At 38.6% G+C, this 19,313-nt stretch carries 13 protein-coding genes; 6 read left to right on the plus strand and 7 right to left on the minus strand.

Features of this window, described 5'->3' with window-relative positions; all coding sequences use genetic code 11:
* Positions 1-25 precede the first annotated feature (25 nt).
* Positions 26-2,278 (minus strand): aminotransferase class III-fold pyridoxal phosphate-dependent enzyme, encoded by a 2,253-nt coding sequence (locus HCU67_RS05925; RefSeq protein ID WP_168551647.1) that lies wholly within the window; start codon positions 2,276-2,278, stop codon positions 26-28.
* Positions 2,279-2,465: 187 nt separating this feature from the next.
* On the opposite strand from HCU67_RS05925, the gene HCU67_RS05930 reads away from it, so the two are divergent.
* Positions 2,466-3,230 carry an exodeoxyribonuclease III gene (locus HCU67_RS05930; RefSeq protein WP_168551648.1) on the plus strand — a complete coding sequence of 255 codons (765 nt, stop codon included), beginning with the start codon at positions 2,466-2,468 and terminating at the stop codon, positions 3,228-3,230.
* A gap of 128 nt (positions 3,231-3,358) precedes the next feature.
* Complete coding sequence (locus HCU67_RS05935; protein WP_168551649.1) at positions 3,359-4,399, plus strand: NADP(H)-dependent aldo-keto reductase; 1,041 nt, start codon at positions 3,359-3,361, stop codon at positions 4,397-4,399.
* 105 nt (positions 4,400-4,504) lie between these two features.
* Here HCU67_RS05935 and HCU67_RS05940 read toward each other — a convergent pair whose 3' ends face one another.
* From HCU67_RS05940 to panC, 6 genes are read right to left on the minus strand one after another with little or no spacing between them, the layout of a single operon-like run.
* A complete protein-coding gene (locus tag HCU67_RS05940; protein WP_168551650.1) occupies positions 4,505-6,673 on the minus strand; it encodes an outer membrane protein assembly factor BamB family protein in 2,169 nt (722 codons plus the stop codon).
* 27 nt (positions 6,674-6,700) lie between these two features.
* On the minus strand, positions 6,701-8,062 hold the full coding sequence (gene radA, locus HCU67_RS05945) for a DNA repair protein RadA (RefSeq protein ID WP_168551651.1): 1,362 nt from the start codon (positions 8,060-8,062) through the stop codon (positions 6,701-6,703).
* 29 nt (positions 8,063-8,091) lie between these two features.
* Positions 8,092-9,234, minus strand: a complete 1,143-nt coding sequence (locus HCU67_RS05950) for an alpha/beta hydrolase (protein WP_168551652.1) — start codon at positions 9,232-9,234, stop codon at positions 8,092-8,094.
* Between the two features lie 25 nt (positions 9,235-9,259).
* Positions 9,260-10,225 (minus strand): lysylphosphatidylglycerol synthase transmembrane domain-containing protein, encoded by a 966-nt coding sequence (locus HCU67_RS05955; RefSeq protein ID WP_168551653.1) that lies wholly within the window; start codon positions 10,223-10,225, stop codon positions 9,260-9,262.
* A 1-nt stretch (position 10,226) separates the two neighbouring features.
* Positions 10,227-10,577 carry an aspartate 1-decarboxylase gene (gene panD, locus HCU67_RS05960; RefSeq protein ID WP_168551654.1) on the minus strand — a complete coding sequence of 117 codons (351 nt, stop codon included), beginning with the start codon at positions 10,575-10,577 and terminating at the stop codon, positions 10,227-10,229.
* Between the two features lie 22 nt (positions 10,578-10,599).
* Positions 10,600-11,499 carry a pantoate--beta-alanine ligase gene (gene panC, locus HCU67_RS05965; RefSeq protein ID WP_246865706.1) on the minus strand — a complete coding sequence of 300 codons (900 nt, stop codon included), beginning with the start codon at positions 11,497-11,499 and terminating at the stop codon, positions 10,600-10,602.
* 53 nt (positions 11,500-11,552) lie between these two features.
* Between panC and HCU67_RS05970 the strand changes: the two genes are divergently transcribed.
* The 4 genes from HCU67_RS05970 to HCU67_RS05985 all read left to right on the plus strand — a co-directional run bounded on the left by HCU67_RS05970 (position 11,553) and on the right by HCU67_RS05985 (position 19,149).
* Entirely contained in the window at positions 11,553-12,362 is an 810-nt protein-coding gene (locus tag HCU67_RS05970) for a glycogen/starch synthase (protein ID WP_168551655.1), read from the plus strand.
* Between the two features lie 5 nt (positions 12,363-12,367).
* Positions 12,368-14,218: a DUF4270 family protein gene (locus HCU67_RS05975; RefSeq protein WP_168551656.1), complete on the plus strand. Its 1,851-nt coding sequence runs from the start codon at positions 12,368-12,370 to the stop codon at positions 14,216-14,218.
* Positions 14,219-14,346: 128 nt separating this feature from the next.
* Positions 14,347-16,194, plus strand: a complete 1,848-nt coding sequence (gene glmS, locus HCU67_RS05980) for a glutamine--fructose-6-phosphate transaminase (isomerizing) (protein ID WP_168551657.1) — start codon at positions 14,347-14,349, stop codon at positions 16,192-16,194.
* A 204-nt stretch (positions 16,195-16,398) separates the two neighbouring features.
* The gene (locus tag HCU67_RS05985) at positions 16,399-19,149 is read left to right on the plus strand and encodes a TonB-dependent receptor (RefSeq protein ID WP_168551658.1); all 2,751 of its coding nucleotides are present in this window, start codon (positions 16,399-16,401) and stop codon (positions 19,147-19,149) included.
* Positions 19,150-19,313 lie beyond the last annotated feature (164 nt).

Consider the following 19,313-nt stretch of genomic DNA (forward strand, 5'->3'; position numbering starts at 1 on the left):
CCTTTAAAGTATAAAATTTTTCAGTTCAGCGTTTGCGTAATATATCTTGTATGGTGTCAACTACTTGATCAACATTAGCCTTTGAAAAACATAAGGGTGGCTTGCTTTTAATCACATTATCAAAAGGACCATCGGTACTGACTAGGATATATTTTTCTCGAAGTTCATTTTTAAGGTATTGTGCCAGTTTCGTATTTGGCTCTTTGGTTCCCGGAACTACAATATCGACACCTATAAAAAGGCCTGAGCCTCTTATATCTCCAATTTCCGGATGTTGCTTTTGTAATTCTTTAAGAGAAGACATATAATAATTACCGACGTCGAATGCATTTTTTTGAAGTTCTTCTTCTGCTATAACGCCTAAGACAGCCTTACCAATTTCACAGGAAACAGGATTGCCCCCGAAAGAGCTGAAAAATTCCACTCCTTTTTCAAACGATGCTGCAATCTCATCGGTCGTCACCACAGCACCAATGGGGTGCCCATTGCCCATGGGTTTTCCTAAAATTACAATATCAGGAACCACGTTTTGTTTTTCAAAACCCCAGAAAACATCGCCCAAACGGCCAAATCCGGTTTGCACTTCATCACTTATGCAAACACCACCTTGTTCACGAACCAGAGGATAAATTGCCTTTAGATAACCAGGTGCCAAAGGTACTTGTCCGCCGCATCCAACTACAGGTTCGGCGATAAATGCCGCGACTTTTCCTTCAAAATCATCAAGTTGTTGTCGTACTTCTTGTGCGTGATTTTCACCCACAGCTTTAGCATACGGGCTTCTAAATTCATCAGGTAGACTCGCCTTTAAAATAAAAGGTTTTTGCCCTTGCCCTTTGGTATTACTGAACTTATAATCACTAATATCAATTCCGATTTGGGAGTTGCCGTGATACCCATGTTCCATGACCATGATATTGTGACTCTTGGTATGGCAGATGGCCAGGCGTATGGCCAAATCACTTGCTGCACTACCCGAATTGACAAAAAAGACTTTATTTAAGGAAGAAGGAAATTTTGCTAGCAATTGTTCAGCATATTCGGCCAATTGCGCGTATAAGTACCGGGTATTGGTATTTAATTGGTTCATTTGACGCATTGCCGCTTCAACAACTAGCGGATGCTGGTGCCCAACATGGGGAATGTTGTTGTAGGCATCTAAAAAAGTATTGCCGCTCGCATCAAACATATATTGAAAAGCCGCTTTTTGCATTGCGATAGGCTTTTTATAACTAATTGAAAGAATGTCTGAGATGTGCTTTTTTCTTGCAGTCAAATGTTCTTCAGAAGTAGCATTTTGAATGGGTGGATATCCTACCGCAGAACGAAAACAGTTTTCTGCTTTTAGCGACCCAATTTGTAACCATTCTTCTAGCATGTTCCATGCTTTAGTTTCGCTGATTGATGCGTATTCATTACTAGGGTCTGTCTTGGCCGCATGTGCCGAATTACAAACACTGGTGCAAAGCCTCATGGCAATCAAATAATAAAGTGCCGAAACTTCCTTTTCTTGGATAGGCAGTATTTCATGATAAGCCCTTAACAAAGGCTCCACCCATTGTAAAGGAGTTTCGCTCCGGTAAAAAACGTACGTAGCTGTAATGGCAATTTCATTAATTAAATAGGTGTGTGTACAATCACCGAAATCAATTATTCCTGTAACCTCATTATCGCGAACCAAAATGTTCCATTCATTTAGATCGTTGTGAATACAGGCCGTTCGAAAATCGTGTAAATGGGGAATTACATTTTGCTCATATTGTTGGAAAAAGTACCGTACGAGGTTCCTGTTTTTTGAGGATTTAATATCCTTTACATACTCCTTATTTAGTTCAACGTGCTGCAGGTCCCATTCCCATTTTCGGGCCCTAAGGGCCACATGGTCAAAATTTTGAAGAGCTTTGGTCAAGTTGGCAATAAATCGCCCTAAAGAACTTACCAAAGCTGTTTTTAACTTGACATCGGCCATGAATGCTCCATTAACAAACGTCAACATTCTACATAATTGTGCTGTGTTATTTAGTGTTGCGGTTTTTAGAAAATTCCCGTCTGAAAATGCAACTGGTTCTGGAATTTCTTTAAAACCTTCTGTTTTTAAATGAAGAAGCATTTCATTTTCTGCAGATACAATTTCCAACATATTGGCAGGTTTGGTATAGGTTTTGAAAATAAATTTACCCTGGTCAGTATCAACCAAGTAATTCTTATTATCGTAGCCATTCAGTGTTTTGATATTGGTACTGGAAAATCCAAATTCCTTTTTTAGAAAGGCATTCATTATCAGTTAGGTTTATCCAAATTTCGGAAAAGCTTCGCATAGTTTTTTGAAATAATTAGGGGTTTTGAACGCTGATCATAAAATGCTTCGATAACTGTTAAAAGAAAGTAGGGCATAAGGTCTTTTTTTCATCGATTTGTATTGTAAATTCGAGGCAATCAGAAAGCACATTACTAAAAAACTCAAGATGAAAATTATATCCTACAACGTGAACGGAATCAGGGCTGCAATGAAAAAAGGTTTTGTCGATTGGCTTTCTTCAGTTGAGGCAGACGTAGTTTGCATTCAAGAGACAAAGGCACTAAAGGAGCAAGTCGAAACCGAAGCCTTGGAAGAAATCGGATTCTCTCATCATTATTGGTACAGTGCAGAAAAAAAAGGGTATAGTGGTGTTGCAGTTTTGTGCAAAGAAAAACCCGATAACGTTGAATATGGTACTGGTATAGACTACATGGACAATGAAGGCCGTAATCTCAGGGTAGATTTTGGGGACGTCTCGGTAATGAGCATGTATTTACCTTCAGGTACCAACATGGATCGGTTGGATTTTAAATTAACTTATATGGCCGATTTTCAAAAGTATGCTGATGATTTGCGAAAAGAAAGACCGAATCTCATCGTCTGTGGGGATTATAATATTTGTCATGAGGCAATAGACATTCACGACCCGGTCAGAAATAAAAAGGTCTCCGGTTTTTTACCTATTGAGCGTGAGTGGATTGGTAATTTTATTAAAAGTGGATTCATCGATAGTTTTCGTCATTTTAATAAAGAGCCCCACAATTACACTTGGTGGAGCTATCGTGCAAATGCACGGGCGAATAATAAAGGTTGGCGATTAGATTATGGTATGGTAAATGACAGCTTAAAAGACCGACTAAAGCGTTCAGTTATTTTATCTGAAGCAAAGCATAGTGATCACTGCCCCATTCTACTTGAAATTGAAAAATAACGGGATTATTAAATTCCCACTTTTGTGGATTTCCTATTTTTGGACGTTTTCTTAAAAATCATGTGAAATACTGAATATGCGGAAATTTTTAGTCGATTTCTTTTCAGTAAACTAGAAATTGTAAATAGATGAAATACACCTTTATACCAAGAACAAAAATTCGTGTCAGCAAGATTTGTTTAGGTACCATGACCTGGGGAAGGCAGAACAGTGAAGACGAAGCCTTTGAACAAATGGATTATGCCTTGGACCAAGGAGTCAATTTTTTTGATACTGCTGAATTATATCCAGTACCACCTAAAAAAGAGTTGTACGCCCTGACCGAAGAGTATATAGGTAATTGGTTTAAGAAAACAGGAAACCGAGATAAGGTAGTTCTCGCTTCAAAAATAGCAGGGCCGGCCGATTTCACAAAATACATAAGGACTACAGGGTTCAGTAAGGATTCGATTCTAGAAGCAATTGATGGTAGCCTGAAACGATTACAAACTGACTACGTAGATCTGTATCAGTTGCATTGGCCGGAACGAAACACCAATTTTTTTGGACAACGTGGTTTTAATGCTGATAATGATGATCATTGGGAAGACAACATACATGAGGTTCTAAATACGTTATCAGATCTCATAAAAGCTGGTAAAATTCGAGAGGTAGGTATTTCAAATGAAACACCATGGGGAACCATGCGTTATTTGGAAGAAAGCAAAGTGCATGAACACTTACCCAGAATGGTAACAGTTCAAAACCCATACAGCTTATTGAACCGTACGTTTGAAACTGGAATGTCAGAGATATCAATTCGAGAGAAAATAGGTTTACTCGCCTATTCTCCTTTGGGATTTGGGGTTTTGAGCGGAAAATATTTAGGAGAGGTTCCTCCTCGAAAAGGAAGGATTACACTTTTTCCTCATTATTCGCGATATAGCGGTGAAACTGCCACAGCTGCTACGGAGAAGTACAATCAATTGGCTGAAAAAAATGGACTTTCATTGGCTCAAATGGCTCTTGCTTTTGTGAATACTCGAAAATTCTTGACAAGCAATATCATTGGAGCAACCACCATGGAGCAGTTGAAAGAGAATATCGCTTCCATAGATATTGAATTGAGTAAAGAAGTTCTCCAAGGTATTGAAGAAATTCACGGTGATATTCCTAATCCAGCACCATGATATCTGCGGTTCTTTTAAGAATAGGTTTTGGTCAGATTCTGCTTATCGTAGTGGTTATCTTGCTTATTTTTCTATTAACCAGAATGTTTAGGAACAAATAGAACTCTATTTTTCGAGCGCATAAGCACGATATTCATCGCCTGATTTTGTACCCATTTTACCTCCACCACATGCAACAACTAAGAACTGTTGCCCTCCAACCTCATACATAGCTGGGGTAGCATAACCACCTGCAGGTAAGTTATCTTCCCATAATTGTTGGCCATTTTTCATATCAAAAGCACGAATTTTTTCATCTCGAGTTGCTGCGATAAAAAGTAGTCCACCGGCAGTAATGACAGGGCCACCATAATTCTCTGTTCCAGAAATTGGTATTGAAGGGTCATTTAATTTTTCCTCATGCCCCAAGGGAACTTTCCATAAATATTCACCTGTATTTAAATCAATGGCATTAAGTGTGCCCCAAGGTGGTTTTACAACAGGAAATCCACGGTCATCTTTAAATCGACCAAAACCAGCGACCGCATAAGGTACCTTAATAGATGATTTTTCTGCTCGGTGATCGGTTTCCATTTCAATGCCCGAAATGTAGTGCGTTATGGCATTGATTTCTACTTCTGATAGATTGGGCATTCCAGGCATTGCTCCTTTTCCATTCTTAATTATTTTACCAATGGAATCAAGACTTAATCTTTCTTTTATCGTTTGTAGCTCAGGTATTCCCGCAAGTCCTTGTAATTCACCACCGTGGCAACGGGCGCAATTAATTTGAGTTAAGGCTTCTCCAGGGTGGCTTCCTTCGCCCTCATCTTCTAGCACTTCTTTCATTCGAACAATCCAAGCCATTTCATTTGAGTTGACATACATGACCCCATCTCTTGGGTCTAAAGCTGCACCGCCCCATTCAGCCCCTCCGTCTGCGCCTGGGTAAAGGATGGTTCCAAGGGTGTCAATCGGCATAAACTGACCTTTTGAAGTAATGGATTCTAGTTTTTCGAGAACCGTAGGTGGATCAATATTTTGATCTTTATCTACAAAATCATCAACAAATGCAGGTCGATTTGGTTGGTACAAGTCATTTTTTGTTAATTCTTGCCTTGCAAATGGGGCAGGTTTTGTGGGAAGTGGTTGTGTGGAATGTGCCGATTCGCCTTTTAGACTTGAAGGCGGGTATTCTTTTTCTTCTATGGGGAATAATGGTTCTCCGGTTACCCGGTTGAAGACAAAGACATGACCACTTTTGGTAACTTGGGCAACCGCCGGAATTTTATCCCCATCACGGTCTAGTTCAAAAAGGTTGGGAGGCGCAGGCAGATCCCTATCCCACATATCATGATGAACAAATTGAAAATGCCAAAGTCGTTCCCCTGTTTGGGCGTCAAGGGCCAAAAGACTATTTGCAAACAGATTTTCCCCATGTCGATCACCCCCATACCAATCAAAGGCCGCAGACCCAGTGGGGAAGTATACAATACCACGATCAAGATCAACAGCATTTCCTGACCAGCTATTTGCCCCACCAACTGTTTTATAAGCATCTTTGGGCCAAGTTTGGTAACCATACTCTCCAGGTTGTGGAATTGTATGGAATGTCCATCGTATTTCACCCGTAACAACATCGTACGCTCGAATATGGCCTGGTGAAGAACCGGGTCCTTCACCAACTCGGGTACCCATAATAATTAAATCCTTATAAATTGCCCCAGGGGTGTTTGCATAAACTGCCAACTGCTCCTTATTCCTTCCAAGACCGTCGCGCAAATCGATACTCCCATTTTCTCCAAAAGTGTCGATTGCTTTGCCCGTTTTTGCCGAAACGGCATATAATCGGAAACCGGAAGCGAAAAACAATCGATTTTCTTCACTTTCACTGTTTGACTGCCAATAGCTTAGGCCGCGATTTAAACCTAGTCCAGTATTGTCCTTAGCATTTGGTATGTATTTCCAAATTTCTGATCCAGTTTTTGCATTTAACGCAAATAGTTCAATAGAAGGATTTACACCGTACAATATTCCATCAATGATTAAAGGGTTGGTTTGAATTTGGGTAGTTCTTCCTTCTTCCAAACCACCGCTTTTATAGCTCCATGCCAGTTTTAGAGAATTGACATTTGTCGTATTTATTTCAAGGAGCTCAGAAAAATGGGACCTTTCAGGGTCTCCCAAATAGTGTTGCCAAGTTTTAGTAAATGGTGATTTTTTTTCTACAGGGTTAGAGCATCCCAGAAAAATAAAAGTTAGAATAAGACCAATTAATAGATACCAATTTCTCATACTTAAAGGTAGAAATTGAAAATGGTTTTAACCAAAAAGGCCACGTACCATATCTTGTACCTTACCCAATTTGATAACCTCAATTTTCGGATTTTTTATCCCAACTGTACAGTTTTTTGAAATGTAGATTTTTGTGAAGCCCAACTTTTCAGCCTCTATTATGCGTTGATCCACACGTTGTACTGGTCTGACTTCACCCGCCAAACCAACTTCAGCAGCAAAACAATTGTTTTTTTCAACCGCAATGTCGACATTACTTGAAAGGATGGCCGCAACCACAGCCAAATCAATCGCTGGGTCGTCTATTGATATTCCACCGGTAATATTTACAAAAACATCTTTGGCAGCTAGTTTAAATCCAGCTCTTTTTTCAAGAACGGCTAATAACATGTTCAATCTCTTAGCATTGTAACCAGTTGCTGACCTTTGAGGGGTGCCATAGACCGCCGTACTGACCAAAGCTTGAATTTCAATGAGCAAAGGGCGCATTCCTTCTACAGTTGCAGCAATCGCCATTCCGCTAAGGTCTTCCTCGTTTTTAGAAATCAAGACTTCAGATGGGTTATTTACCTCACGTAAACCTCTACTTTGCATCTCGTAAATGCCCAATTCAGCGGTAGAACCAAATCGGTTTTTCAAGGCACGAAGAATTCGGTAAACATAGTTTCTGTCACCTTCAAATTGAAGGACAGTATCAACCATATGCTCCAAAATTTTTGGACCAGCAATGGTGCCGTCCTTTGTAATATGGCCAACCAAAACAACGGGTGTGTTACTTTCTTTAGCAAACTTGATAAGTTCGGCAGTGCATTCCCTTATTTGCGATATACTGCCGGCAGCCGAATCTATATAGTCAGAATGTAAGGTCTGTATGGAATCTATTATTAGCAAATCGGGCTCCAACTGCGAGATTTGCTGAAAAATATTTTGGGTTTTGGTTTCAGTGAGAATGTAACAATTTTCGGAATTCGGATTTATTCGGTCCGCCCGCATCTTTATTTGCTTTTGACTTTCTTCACCTGACACATATAAGGTTTTGAACGGAAGGCTTAGCGCTATCTGAAGTAATAAGGTACTTTTTCCGATGCCGGGTTCTCCACCTAAAAGCGTAAGTGAGCCAGGCACGATTCCTCCCCCTAAAACTCGATTGAATTCTTTGTTTTTAGAATCCAGACGAATTTCAGAATCGTTTGAAATTGTATTGATTTTTAAAGGTTTATTGGCCTTACTAGGACTATTATTTGAGGATTTCCAGGTTGTTTTTTCCTCTTTTTGCACCACTTCCTCGACTACAGTATTCCACTGCTTACAAGATGTACATTGTCCGACCCATTTTGGAAACTGGGCGCCACAATTTTGGCAGAAAAAAGCAGTTTTTGTCTTAGCCATTTGGCTAAGATAGGGAAGCTAATAGACAATCAATATCCAAAATCAGCTTTGAGCGCATCTATTTTTTCAATGGCCATTTCTTTGGTTAAAAAGTCGATTTCCTCCATCAAGAAAGATTTCTCAAAAGCCTTTTTTGCCTTCTTTGGCTCACCTATGTATTCGAGGTATTCGCCCTCGAAGTAAAAACCCAACATGGTTTCTGGATATGTCTTCTTACAAAGTTTTGCAAGTTCACCCAATGATTCATAATCTTCTTTTTTGAGCACACCCGCATAGATAGCCATAACATCGTTAAGTTCGATTTCTTTTTCAAAACCCAATAAATTCTCAATCATGGCATATTTGTCGAGTAAATATTGAAAAACCGGTTGGTCTGAAGTCAAAATTTTCTCTTTGTACTCTTTTGGACTTATGGGTCTAAAAATCTTGAATACATTATCGAATGCTTTACTTATTCCATATGCGGCAATTGAGGTATGATCCGGTTCTTCGTATTGGTCAAAGAAGTAACGAATATTCTCTTTGTCAATAGAAGTAATTGCCCTGTCCATTTGAAGAATTCGGTTTCTGTCCTCAGTATTTTCTTTTTCTAAAACCAAATTGTAAAAAATCTGTTGCTTTAAATCCGTTAATCTTGCCGGAACCCTCGCTTCCATTTCTGTTGCCAGAAGTGGAGATATTATTAGGTAGGAGTTAAAAATCGACTGATCTTCAAACAAAAAGTAGTTGCCAAAATTTGCAGTTATGTCATAACCAATAAACATTTTAAATGGGGCAATACTATAGGTACCTTCCAAATACGGAATTAGTTCTTTGCCAATAAAATCGTAGAACTCTTGTGCGTTGTCTGTTGGTAAGCCTGTAGTTTGTTCAAAATCACAATCTTCCCACCTTAGGTCATAACTAACTTGGTTAACGCCTACAATAATCGCTTCGGGCATTCTTTGATAGGTACCATAGAATTTTGCGTTGGCTACTACCATATCAAAAAGATACTCCGCATCCAAAACCAATATGAGCGGATATTTTTTTTCTTCTGTATAATCTTCTGGAAAGAAATATTGAAGCTGCCTGCTATCTTGAAGTATGTACGAATCAAATTTTTCGGAAGTGACCTGTGCTTGTAACCCAATACAAAGTAGTCCGAAAAGCAGAAGTAGTTTTTTGGTCATTAGGTTATTCTTTTGATTATCAGTGCTATCGGTTTCGGTTCAATAACGGCAGTAACACAAAAGATATTGCCCCAAATAGGAGAATCATAAGGGTTTGGGCAATCCACATAATCCATCCAAATGCTGTACCACTAACTGTGCTGACATCAAATAATTCCAAAGATTTACTAACTGCTATCGGAAAAGCTAGAAATCCTCCATTGGTCGTTGTCATGGCAAAAGCACCACCAACAAATGCCACCAAAATTGCCCCAAAGGAAAGGTCAACCGTTTCTAAGACTGTGAATTTAATAACCCAGAACATGAAAATGTAAGCAGTCCAGATTACAAAGGTGTGAAAGATAAAAGCCCATTTTCGTTTAATCTTGAAGATGCTCAGAACTCCTTTAAGAGTATCATCCAGAAAGTTCTTGATTTTAATTGCTATTGGGGAGGTGGATTTTCGTAGAACACGAATACCTAAAATCAAACCTATTATACCAACTATGATAAGTAAAGCCCCGCCTAAAATTCCTATTCCTGACTCTTTAATGAAACCGAGTATTAAATCGGTTTGAAGAATAAGTGCTATACCGATAACAAGAAATAGCATTATTAAGTCGATGATTCTTTCTGTCACAATGGTGCCCATGCCTTTTTCAAATGGAACGCCTTCATAGGTTGAAAGGGCAGTGGCCCTTAAAATTTCGCCCGATCTAGGCACACCTAAATTTGCTAGATAAGCAGTTAATATGATTAATGTATTGTTGAGTAATTTAGGTCTGTAGCCTAGGGGTTCTAAAAGGTAATTCCATCTAATTGCCCTAGAAATGTGGCTCAGTATTCCGATTAAAATTGAGATTGAGACCCAAAACAAATCGGCTTGTTTGATGTAAGAAACTATTTCAGAACGTTGTTCTGGGGTAGTAGAATTATATAAATACCATATCAGAAATGCCCCAAGACCAATTGGGATGATAAATTTTAGGGTCTTTTTAAATTGGTCTGACAAACTAGTTCAATAAGTTGGTTTCCTCGTTCGGGAAAACCAAAGATGGATTAAAGGTTTTAGCCTCTTCAATATCCATAGATGCGTAGGTGATTAATATAAGAACATCACCAACAGCAACCTTACGGGCAGCAGCTCCGTTCAAGGTCAATTCTCCAGAGCCCCTTGGACCAGGTATGGCATATGTTTCCAATCGCTCGCCATTATTATTGTTCACAATTTGAACTTTCTCCCCACGGATGATGTTTGCGGCATCCATTAAATCTTCATCTATGGTGATGCTACCGATATAATTAAGGTCTGCTCCTGTGACCTTTACTCGATGGATTTTGGATTTTACTACTTCTATTTGCATGTTGGGGGTAAAATTAGTTTTTTTAATTGAGGGCTATATTGTCGATTAACCGAACGTCATCTGCGTATACAGCGATGAAGGCCCTGTATTTTCTGTCCTTTTGTTTTTTTAATATTGGTGTGAGTGTGTCAATGTCAGTAATTTCAAAATATTCAAGATTAAAAATCTCATTACTAGCGAATTGATCTATAACCCATTCCTTTATTTGAATAGCATTTTCTGTGCCAAACTTAGATTTGACATTTTTTAGAACATCGTAAATAAATCCACCTTGCTTTCTTACCAATTTTGTCAGACGCTCATTGCGAGAACTCCTTGCAAGACCATTTTCTTCACGTTCAATAGGGCAAGGAACAATTTCAATTGGTATTTCCTCTTTTTCTACAAGTTTTTTGATTATTTGTAGCTGTTGAAAGTCTTTTTCTCCAAAGTAGGCCCTATTGGCTCTAATGGTTTGGAACAAAATTTTTACAATAGTAGCGACACCGTTAAAATGATTTGCTCTAAACTCACCTTCCATTACCTTGTCCAGACCATCAAAAGTAAAATCCCCGGTTGTTAGGTTTCCTTCGTAAACCTCTTCGACTGATGGTGCAAAAACCACAATTCTTTCTGAAGTTTGTTGCAGCATTGCTAAATCATCTTCAAAAGTTTTTGGGTAGTTTTCAAGGTCCGATAGATTGTTGAATTGTGTTGGGTTCACAAAGATGCTTACCACGACCCAGTCATTCTGACTAATCGCTGTTGAAACCAGTGATAGATGCCCTTCGTGCAGAGCTCCCATTGTTGGTACCAAACCAAGTGAGGAACCATTTTTCTTAAGTCCTTCTAAGAATTTGTTAAGTGTGGTTTTGGTTTTGAATATTTCCATGGGAAAATTAAAAAGGCTTGCAAAAATACCATAAATACTAGTAATCGGCATAATTTTTGTACTTTTGCGGCTACGTTTTTCCAGACAAACAAAAGAATGATTTTATGAACGGAAAAAAGATATTGTTTGTATCTTCTGAATTAGTACCCTACCTACCTGAAAATCAAGTTTCCTTAATGTCGTATGAAGCACCTAGAATGGTGAATAGTAACGGTGGGCAAATTCGAATATTCATGCCTCGCTATGGAAACATTAATGAGCGCAGACACCAATTACACGAGGTGATAAGATTATCAGGAATGAATCTTGTAATCAACGATATGGATATGCCCTTAATAATCAAAGTGGCGTCCATACCTCGGGAGAGAATTCAAGTTTATTTTATTGATAACGACGAATATTTTAAAAGAAAAGCCACTTTTACTGATAAGGATGGCAATTTGTTTGAAGATAATGATGAAAGGGCGATTTTCTTTGCTAAAGGTGTTGTTGAAACCGTTAAGAAGCTGAACTGGTCTCCGGACATTATCCATGTTCATGGTTGGTTGGCATCAATGGTTCCTCTTTATTTAAGGGAATATTATGCAGACGAACCCCTGTTTGCGGATAGCAAAATAGTCACTTCGATTTATGATCGCGGTTTTGAAGGGGAATTGGACAAAAAAATGGTTGAAAAAATCGTTTTTGATGGTATTGAGAAGGAAAAAATTGATGCACTTCAAACCCCTGACTATAATAATTTGTTAAAAACGGCAATGGATTATTCCGACGCAATTATTTTAGCCTCCGAAGAAATTTCGGATGAGTTGAAAGAACATGTGAAGGGTCTGAATAAGCCAACCTTACCTTACGTTACTTTCAAAGAAACGGAAGAAGCCTATACCAATTTCTACAACACCGAGGTTCTTAAATAAGGTCCATGATTTTTAATCGAAAATGTTCGATTGCGAATTATTTCGCAGTATTTGTTCTGTTGCTATTGGTGGCATGTGAAGAAGACTTGAATACCTTAGGGGAAGGGGTCGTCGGGGGAGAACCTTTTACTTCAGACCGTGTTGATTACGATGTGTTTGTTACCAACCAAAGGTTGCTGGCCGTTCAGACCAATAGGTTGCCGCTATATCAATTGGGCACTTTTAATGATCCAATATATGGCCGTAGTGAAGCAAAAATAACATCGCAACTGCGTTTGTCAACTACAAATCCTATTTTTGGAAACTTCTCACAGTCCACTGAAGACGCTGCTGATACTGACGATCTTGATGAAACAATTGATGAAATGGAAACGGTTACCGAGGTAATCTTATACATTCCATATCAACTTGCATCACCAGAATTTAGGGATAAAGACAATGATGGAGTTCCCGTTAATGATGATTTCGATGATAATGATAGGGAAAGTGACTCTGATGGTGATGGTGTTTCTGATGGAGATGAAACTGCCATTGGGTCAGACCCTTTAGACCCAGCTGTTACAGGCGAAGAAGATGATTTTGAACCAAATCGATTTCCACAGACATTTGCTATCGATAGCATTTTTGCCAGTGATCCGCTAAAGCCATTAGGCGAAATACCATTCAACGTTCGTGTTGATGAATCAACATTCTTTTTGGCAGACTTGGACCCAAACTCGAATTTTACAGAGGCGCAGGAATATTTTTCGAACAGCGATTTAACAACAGAATTTTCAGGTCAAAGACTTGATATTGAAATGGAAAATCAAGTTGTTATTACAAATCAAGAATTTTTTGAGTTAACCGAAGATGACCTTGATACAGAAGAAAATGAATTTAATATTGAACGTCAGAATCCTGGAATCCGAATCCCATTGAATGTTGCCTTCTTCCAAGAAAATATTTTGAATAAAGAAGGGTCTTCAGAATTATTGACACAATCTAATTTCAATAGCTTTCTTCGTGGGTTACATTTTTCTATCGATGCACTTGGGGAAGATCTTTTACTGCTACTTGATTTAACCCAGGCGACGATAACTATTAATTATACTTTTTTGGATGTTCCCTCAACATCGGATACTGATGGTGATGATGCAACAGAGCCCGAAATAGTTGAAAGTTCTTATGTATTGAACTTAGTTCAATTGAATAATGGTCTTGTTTTTGGTAATGCGGTCAATACTATTTTGAATCCTAATTTCCCAAATAATTTAGATTACACAAGTTCAAACGCCGAACGTATTTATTTAAAAGGTGGTCCTGGTTCAGTAGCCGAGATTCGCCTTTTTGATATGGAAGACGGCCAGTCCATTATAGATGAGATTCGAGCAAATAATTGGATTATTAATGAAGCAAATTTGGAATTCTATGTGGATCGAGAAACACTAGATATGGCTCAAGTTGCTTATGAACCACCTCGATTGTACCTATTTAATGCCGAGACCAACGCTCCGATTTTCAACGCTAATACTGAAAGTAATTCTGCAGAAACGCCTTTGGGGGCCTTTTTGAATTATGATGGAATTCTGGAACGAGACGGAGATTCAGGTATTAAGTATACGGTGAGACTTACAGAATATCTTAATGACATAATTGTTCGTGATTCTGCTAATGTGCCTTTAAAACTTGCTGTTAGTAGTGATATACGTGTTGTGGCGGTTCAAGAATCCTTGGCTGAAGGATCTGATACTAATCCTGAAATCCCAATTATGTCTACAATAAACCCTTTCGGAACTGTCCTTTTTGGCGGAAATGTAGGTCCTGAAAATGAAGACAGAAAACTAAAATTGCGCTTGTTCTACACCGAAGCGAATTAAGTTACATTCCATTATACCAGTCGTAGAGTTTTTACGTTGTTAATCTGTATTTAAATTTTGTAAGAAAAGTAAAGATTAGCTTTGCAATGCTTATTAATTCGTATCTAACCAAGCAAATACATTAAAATATGTGTGGAATAGTAGGTTACATAGGGCACAGAGATGCCTATCCTATAATTATAAAAGGACTTCAGAGATTGGAATACCGAGGTTATGATAGTGCTGGTATTGTCCTTTTCGATGGTACAGAGAACAATTTAGCCAAAACAAAAGGGAAAGTAGAGGACCTCAAACACAAGGCTGAAATTTCAATTTCAACCAAAGGTAAATTAGGCCTAGGGCATACACGTTGGGCTACCCATGGGGTGCCAAATGATGTGAATTCACATCCACATTATTCAAATTCCGGTGATTTAGTGATTATCCATAATGGAATCATAGAAAATTATGAGTCTATAAAGGCAGCTCTTATAAAAAGAGGATATGAGTTTCATTCAGATACGGACACCGAAGTTTTAGTGAACTTAATTGAAGAAGTAAAAAAACAAGAAGGCGTTAAACTTGGTAAGGCAGTACAGATTGCTTTGAACCAAGTTGTAGGTGCTTATGCGATTGCTGTTTTTGATAGAAGTAAACCCGACGAAATTGTTGTCGCTAGATTAGGAAGTCCACTGGCAATAGGAATTGGTGAAGATGAATTTTTCATCGCATCAGATGCATCTCCTTTTATTGAATTCACGAATAATGCCGTTTATCTTGAAGATGAAGAGATGGCTATTGTACGATTGGGCAAGGAAATTAAACTTAGAAAGATAAAGGATGATGCCATCGTTTATCCGAATATTCTTGAATTGCAATTAAATCTTGAAGAAATTGAAAAAGGTGGATATGACCATTTCATGCTCAAGGAAATTTACGAGCAACCAAGAGCCATTAAAGATACCTACAGAGGTAGACTACTTGCAGATCAAGGTATAATTAGAATGGCAGGTATTGATCAGAATTTGGAGAAGTTCTTAAATGCCAATAGAATAATCATTGTGGCTTGTGGTACTTCGTGGCATGCAGGATTAGTTGCTGAATATATTTTTGAGGACTTAGCTAGAATTCCAGTTGAGGTTGAATATGCCTCTGAATTTAGGTACCGAAATCCAGTTATTACAGAAAATGACATTTTGATAGCAATTTCTCAATCTGGAGAAACAGCCGATACTTTGGCAGCAATAAAAATGGCCAAGGAAAGGGGAGCATTTGTTTTTGGTGTATGCAACGTTGTTGGATCGTCTATTGCACGTGAAACGGATGCAGGTGCTTACACGCACGCTGGCCCAGAGATTGGTGTCGCATCTACAAAAGCTTTCACCACCCAAATAACAGTTTTGACCTTGATAGCGCTAAAATTAGCCAAAGAGAAGGGCACTATAGAAGAATCCAAATACCATGAATATTTGGTAGAACTAGAAGGTATACCTGCTAAGGTCGAAAGAACGTTGAAGACAAATCCTTTAATTGAGGAAATAGCTGAGGTCTATAAAGACTCCTCGAATTGTCTATATCTAGGTCGTGGTTACAATTTTCCAGTTGCTTTGGAAGGAGCACTTAAGCTTAAAGAAATCAGTTATATCCATGCAGAAGGATATCCAGCTGCAGAAATGAAGCATGGTCCGATTGCGCTAATTGATGAAGAGATGCCTGTTGTTGTAATTGCTACTAGAAAAGGGCATTATGAAAAGGTGGTAAGCAATGTTCAAGAGATAAAATCACGTAGTGGTAAAATAATAGCTGTGGTTACAGAAGGTGATCAACAGGTTACAGATCTTGCAGATCATGTGGTTGAAGTGCCGGAAACTTCCGAAACATTGACGCCATTGTTGACCACTATACCACTTCAATTGTTGTCATATCACATTGCTTTAATGAGGGGATGTAATGTTGATCAACCAAGAAACTTGGCGAAATCAGTTACTGTGGAGTAACAAGGTATTTCAAGAAAACAGCAAAAAAGCCGCTCTTAAAGCGGCTTTTTTGCTGTATTAGCAATAAATACTGCCAAAATCCAATAAAATTTTACTATGCATGCATAATTAATTTGCGTTTTAAGAAATTTCACGGGAAAAAAAATGTATCTTCCCCGCCGAAATTAACTTCCTTTTTTAGACTAAACTTAACGCAAATTCAAAATGAAGAAGATTATAGTTCATGGCCTCTTTTTATTGATAGGGGCCTTTGCTTTTTCACAAACAACCATTACAGGAAATGTTGTAGATGAAAATGGCCAGCCTGTTTTGGGAGCAAATATTGTTATTGTTGGAAAAGCTGTTGGTGCTGTCACGGATTTTGATGGAAATTTCACACTAAGTACTGATGAAGTTCCTCCGTTCCAACTCAAGGTTTCTAGCTTGGGATATACCGAAACTACGGTTGAAGTCACTCAAAACAACCAGAATTTGAGTATTACTTTAAATGAGGCCTCAACCCTTTTGGACGAAATTGTAATTTCCGCCTCACGAACACCTGAACGAATTTTTGAATCTCCAGTATCGGTTGAACGATTCGGAATTAAGGATATTCAGAACACTACCGCAGAATCATTTTATGGTGGCCTGCAAAATTTAAAGGGTGTTGATATTAATACGAATAGTTTAACCTTCCAATCAATTAATACAAGGGGTTTTGCCACATTTGCCAACGTTAGGTTCATGCAGTTGGTCGATGGTATGGATAATACCGCACCTGGATTGAATTTTGTCCTAGGTAACTTGGTTGGTATGAATGAACTTGATGTTCAAAGTGTGGAAATTCTTCCTGGAGCTTCTTCTGCTCTATATGGTGCAGGTGCATTTAATGGAATTCTTTTCATGCGAAGCAAAAGCCCATTCGATTTTCAGGGAATTAGTGCTTACGGTAAAACCGGTATCACATCTCAAGAAGCTGCTGGTGACAATCAATATTATGATTTTGGAATACGAGCAGCACACGCCTTCAGCGATAAGTTTGCCGTAAAAACTAGCTTTTCCTTCCTTCAAGGTGAAGATTGGCATGCGGTTAGTACAGCTAATGTTAACAATCCTGCTACTGATAGAACTGATCCAAACTACAATGGTTTAAATGTTTATGGGGATGAAGTAGCTACAACATTGAACTTTGATACTTTGGCAGGCCTTCCGTCAGGTACTTTAGGCTCTGCCGTTATATCAAGAACTGGATATGATGAAAGGGATTTGGCCAATTATAACGCTCAAAGCGTAAAAGCTGACTGGTCAATGCACTATAGGCCATGGGGCAATGATCTTGAGTTGATTTATAACGGTCGTATCGGTCGCGGAAATACCATTTACCAAGGAGCAAATAGATATTCAGTTTCTGGTTTCAAAATGCAACAACACAAATTAGAGTTGAAAAACGATAATTTCTTTATTAGAGGATACATTGTTGCTGAAAACTCAGGTGATGCCTACGATACCCGTTTTGCTGCTATCAATGTAAATAGAAGATGGAAAGGTGATACAGAGTGGTTTACAGATTACGCTACCACTTTCATCGGAGCAAGATTAGGAGTGGGAACAGGTGTTCAAGCCACCGAAGAACAAGCACACGCAGCGGCAAGGGCAGCGGCCGATACTGGTAGGTTGATTCCCGGTACACCGGGTTTTCAGAGTGCTTTTGATGCAGTAACTGCTGATGGGGATTTGACAACTGGAGCAAAGTTCATTGATAACACGAAGTTCAGGCATTTGAATGGTAATTACAATCTAGCACATCTAATTGATGATTGGGCCGATATTCAAATTGGTGGTTCGTATAGAGAATATGAATTGAATTCAGCTGGAACTATTTTCACTGATTTTGATGGACCAATCACTTATGATGAATATGGTGCCTATGCCCAACTACAGAAAAAGTTTGCTGATGATAGATTAAAGCTTACCATTTCTGGACGATACGATAAAAATGAGTTCTTCGATGGATTTTTATCTCCAAGGGCAGCTCTCGGAATCACTTTAGGTGAAAATAGAAATCACAATATTCGCTTTTCAGTTCAACAAGGGTTTAGAAACCCAACTACGCAAGACTTGTTCATTGGATTGAATGTAGGTAATGCCGTGTTAGTTGGTTCTGCCCCTGCGAATTTGGATAGGGATGTAAGAAACTTTAACCTAAGTGCTGGCGGACAGGCTGTAACTGGTACTTCAACTGCAACAATCGTTGGGCGAGCAGCTTACGAAAATGCCTTTTTAGCAAGTTCAGTAGCGGCTGGGGCACCACAAGCGGTAAATACTCCGGTTATTCAACCAGAAGAAATTACTGCCTTTGAAGGTGGTTATCGTGCGCAGATAGGCAAAGTTTCCATTGATATGAATGGATATTATAATAAATACAAGAGCTTTATTGCCTTAAGAACAGTCTTAGTACCATTCTATGGTCAAGCAGGTGACAATGCACTTTCATTACTTGCCCTTCAAAATGGAGACTTCTTTCCATATCAAGCGTATACCAATTCTGAGCAAGACATCAATTCATATGGCGGTAATATCGGTATTGACACGAATATTGGTGGTTTTGATTTGGGTGTAAATTATACCTACGCAAAATTAGATGTGAATGAAACCGAGTTGCGAGATTTGAGAACAAACTTCAATACTCCAGAACATCGTTTTAAAGCTTCTTTTGGAAACGCTGAACTGTTTAAAAACTTTGGATTCGGTATTAACTACAGATGGAGCGATGAATACTTTTGGGAAGCATCATTTGGCGATGGTACCATAGATTCATTTAGTGTATTTGACGCCCAAGTAAATTATAGCGTTCCAAGCATAAAATCTGTTTTCAAGGCAGGAGGTTCAAACATATTGGGTGATGAATATGTGACCGCTTTTGGAACTGGGTTCATTGGTTCTATCTACTATGTTTCGTGGACAATTAATCCGTAAGGTTAGAAAACATATAGTTTTAAAAAGGCGCCATTATTCAGGCGCCTTTTTTTATGCTAAAAAAGCAGTCATATTTTTCCTTTTTGCTCTTGAATAAACTATCTTTGCGCCCGAAAAAAGTAAGTGTATTTCCTACTAAGGAGTAACAACAAATTGAAATACTG

It is taken from the genome of Croceivirga thetidis (assembly GCF_012272815.1).
GTDB classification, from domain to species: Bacteria; Bacteroidota; Bacteroidia; order Flavobacteriales; family Flavobacteriaceae; genus Croceivirga; species Croceivirga thetidis.

Bases quoted from the DNA above. Each gene is read 5' to 3' on its own strand.
- HCU67_RS05925 (WP_168551647.1), bottom strand. From the start codon at position 2,278: ATGAATGCCTTTCTAAAAAAGGAATTTGGATTTTCCAGTACCAATATC.
- HCU67_RS05970 (WP_168551655.1), top strand. From the start codon at position 11,553: ATGAACGGAAAAAAGATATTGTTTGTATCTTCTGAATTAGTACCCTAC.
- HCU67_RS05940 (WP_168551650.1), bottom strand. From the start codon at position 6,673: ATGAGAAATTGGTATCTATTAATTGGTCTTATTCTAACTTTTATTTTT.
- panC (WP_246865706.1), bottom strand. From the start codon at position 11,499: ATGCCGATTACTAGTATTTATGGTATTTTTGCAAGCCTTTTTAATTTT.
- panD (WP_168551654.1), bottom strand. From the start codon at position 10,577: ATGCAAATAGAAGTAGTAAAATCCAAAATCCATCGAGTAAAGGTCACA.
- glmS (WP_168551657.1), top strand. From the start codon at position 14,347: ATGTGTGGAATAGTAGGTTACATAGGGCACAGAGATGCCTATCCTATA.
- radA (WP_168551651.1), bottom strand. From the start codon at position 8,062: ATGGCTAAGACAAAAACTGCTTTTTTCTGCCAAAATTGTGGCGCCCAG.
- HCU67_RS05930 (WP_168551648.1), top strand. From the start codon at position 2,466: ATGAAAATTATATCCTACAACGTGAACGGAATCAGGGCTGCAATGAAA.
- HCU67_RS05950 (WP_168551652.1), bottom strand. From the start codon at position 9,234: ATGACCAAAAAACTACTTCTGCTTTTCGGACTACTTTGTATTGGGTTA.
- HCU67_RS05935 (WP_168551649.1), top strand. From the start codon at position 3,359: ATGAAATACACCTTTATACCAAGAACAAAAATTCGTGTCAGCAAGATT.
- HCU67_RS05975 (WP_168551656.1), top strand. From the start codon at position 12,368: ATGATTTTTAATCGAAAATGTTCGATTGCGAATTATTTCGCAGTATTT.
- HCU67_RS05985 (WP_168551658.1), top strand. From the start codon at position 16,399: ATGAAGAAGATTATAGTTCATGGCCTCTTTTTATTGATAGGGGCCTTT.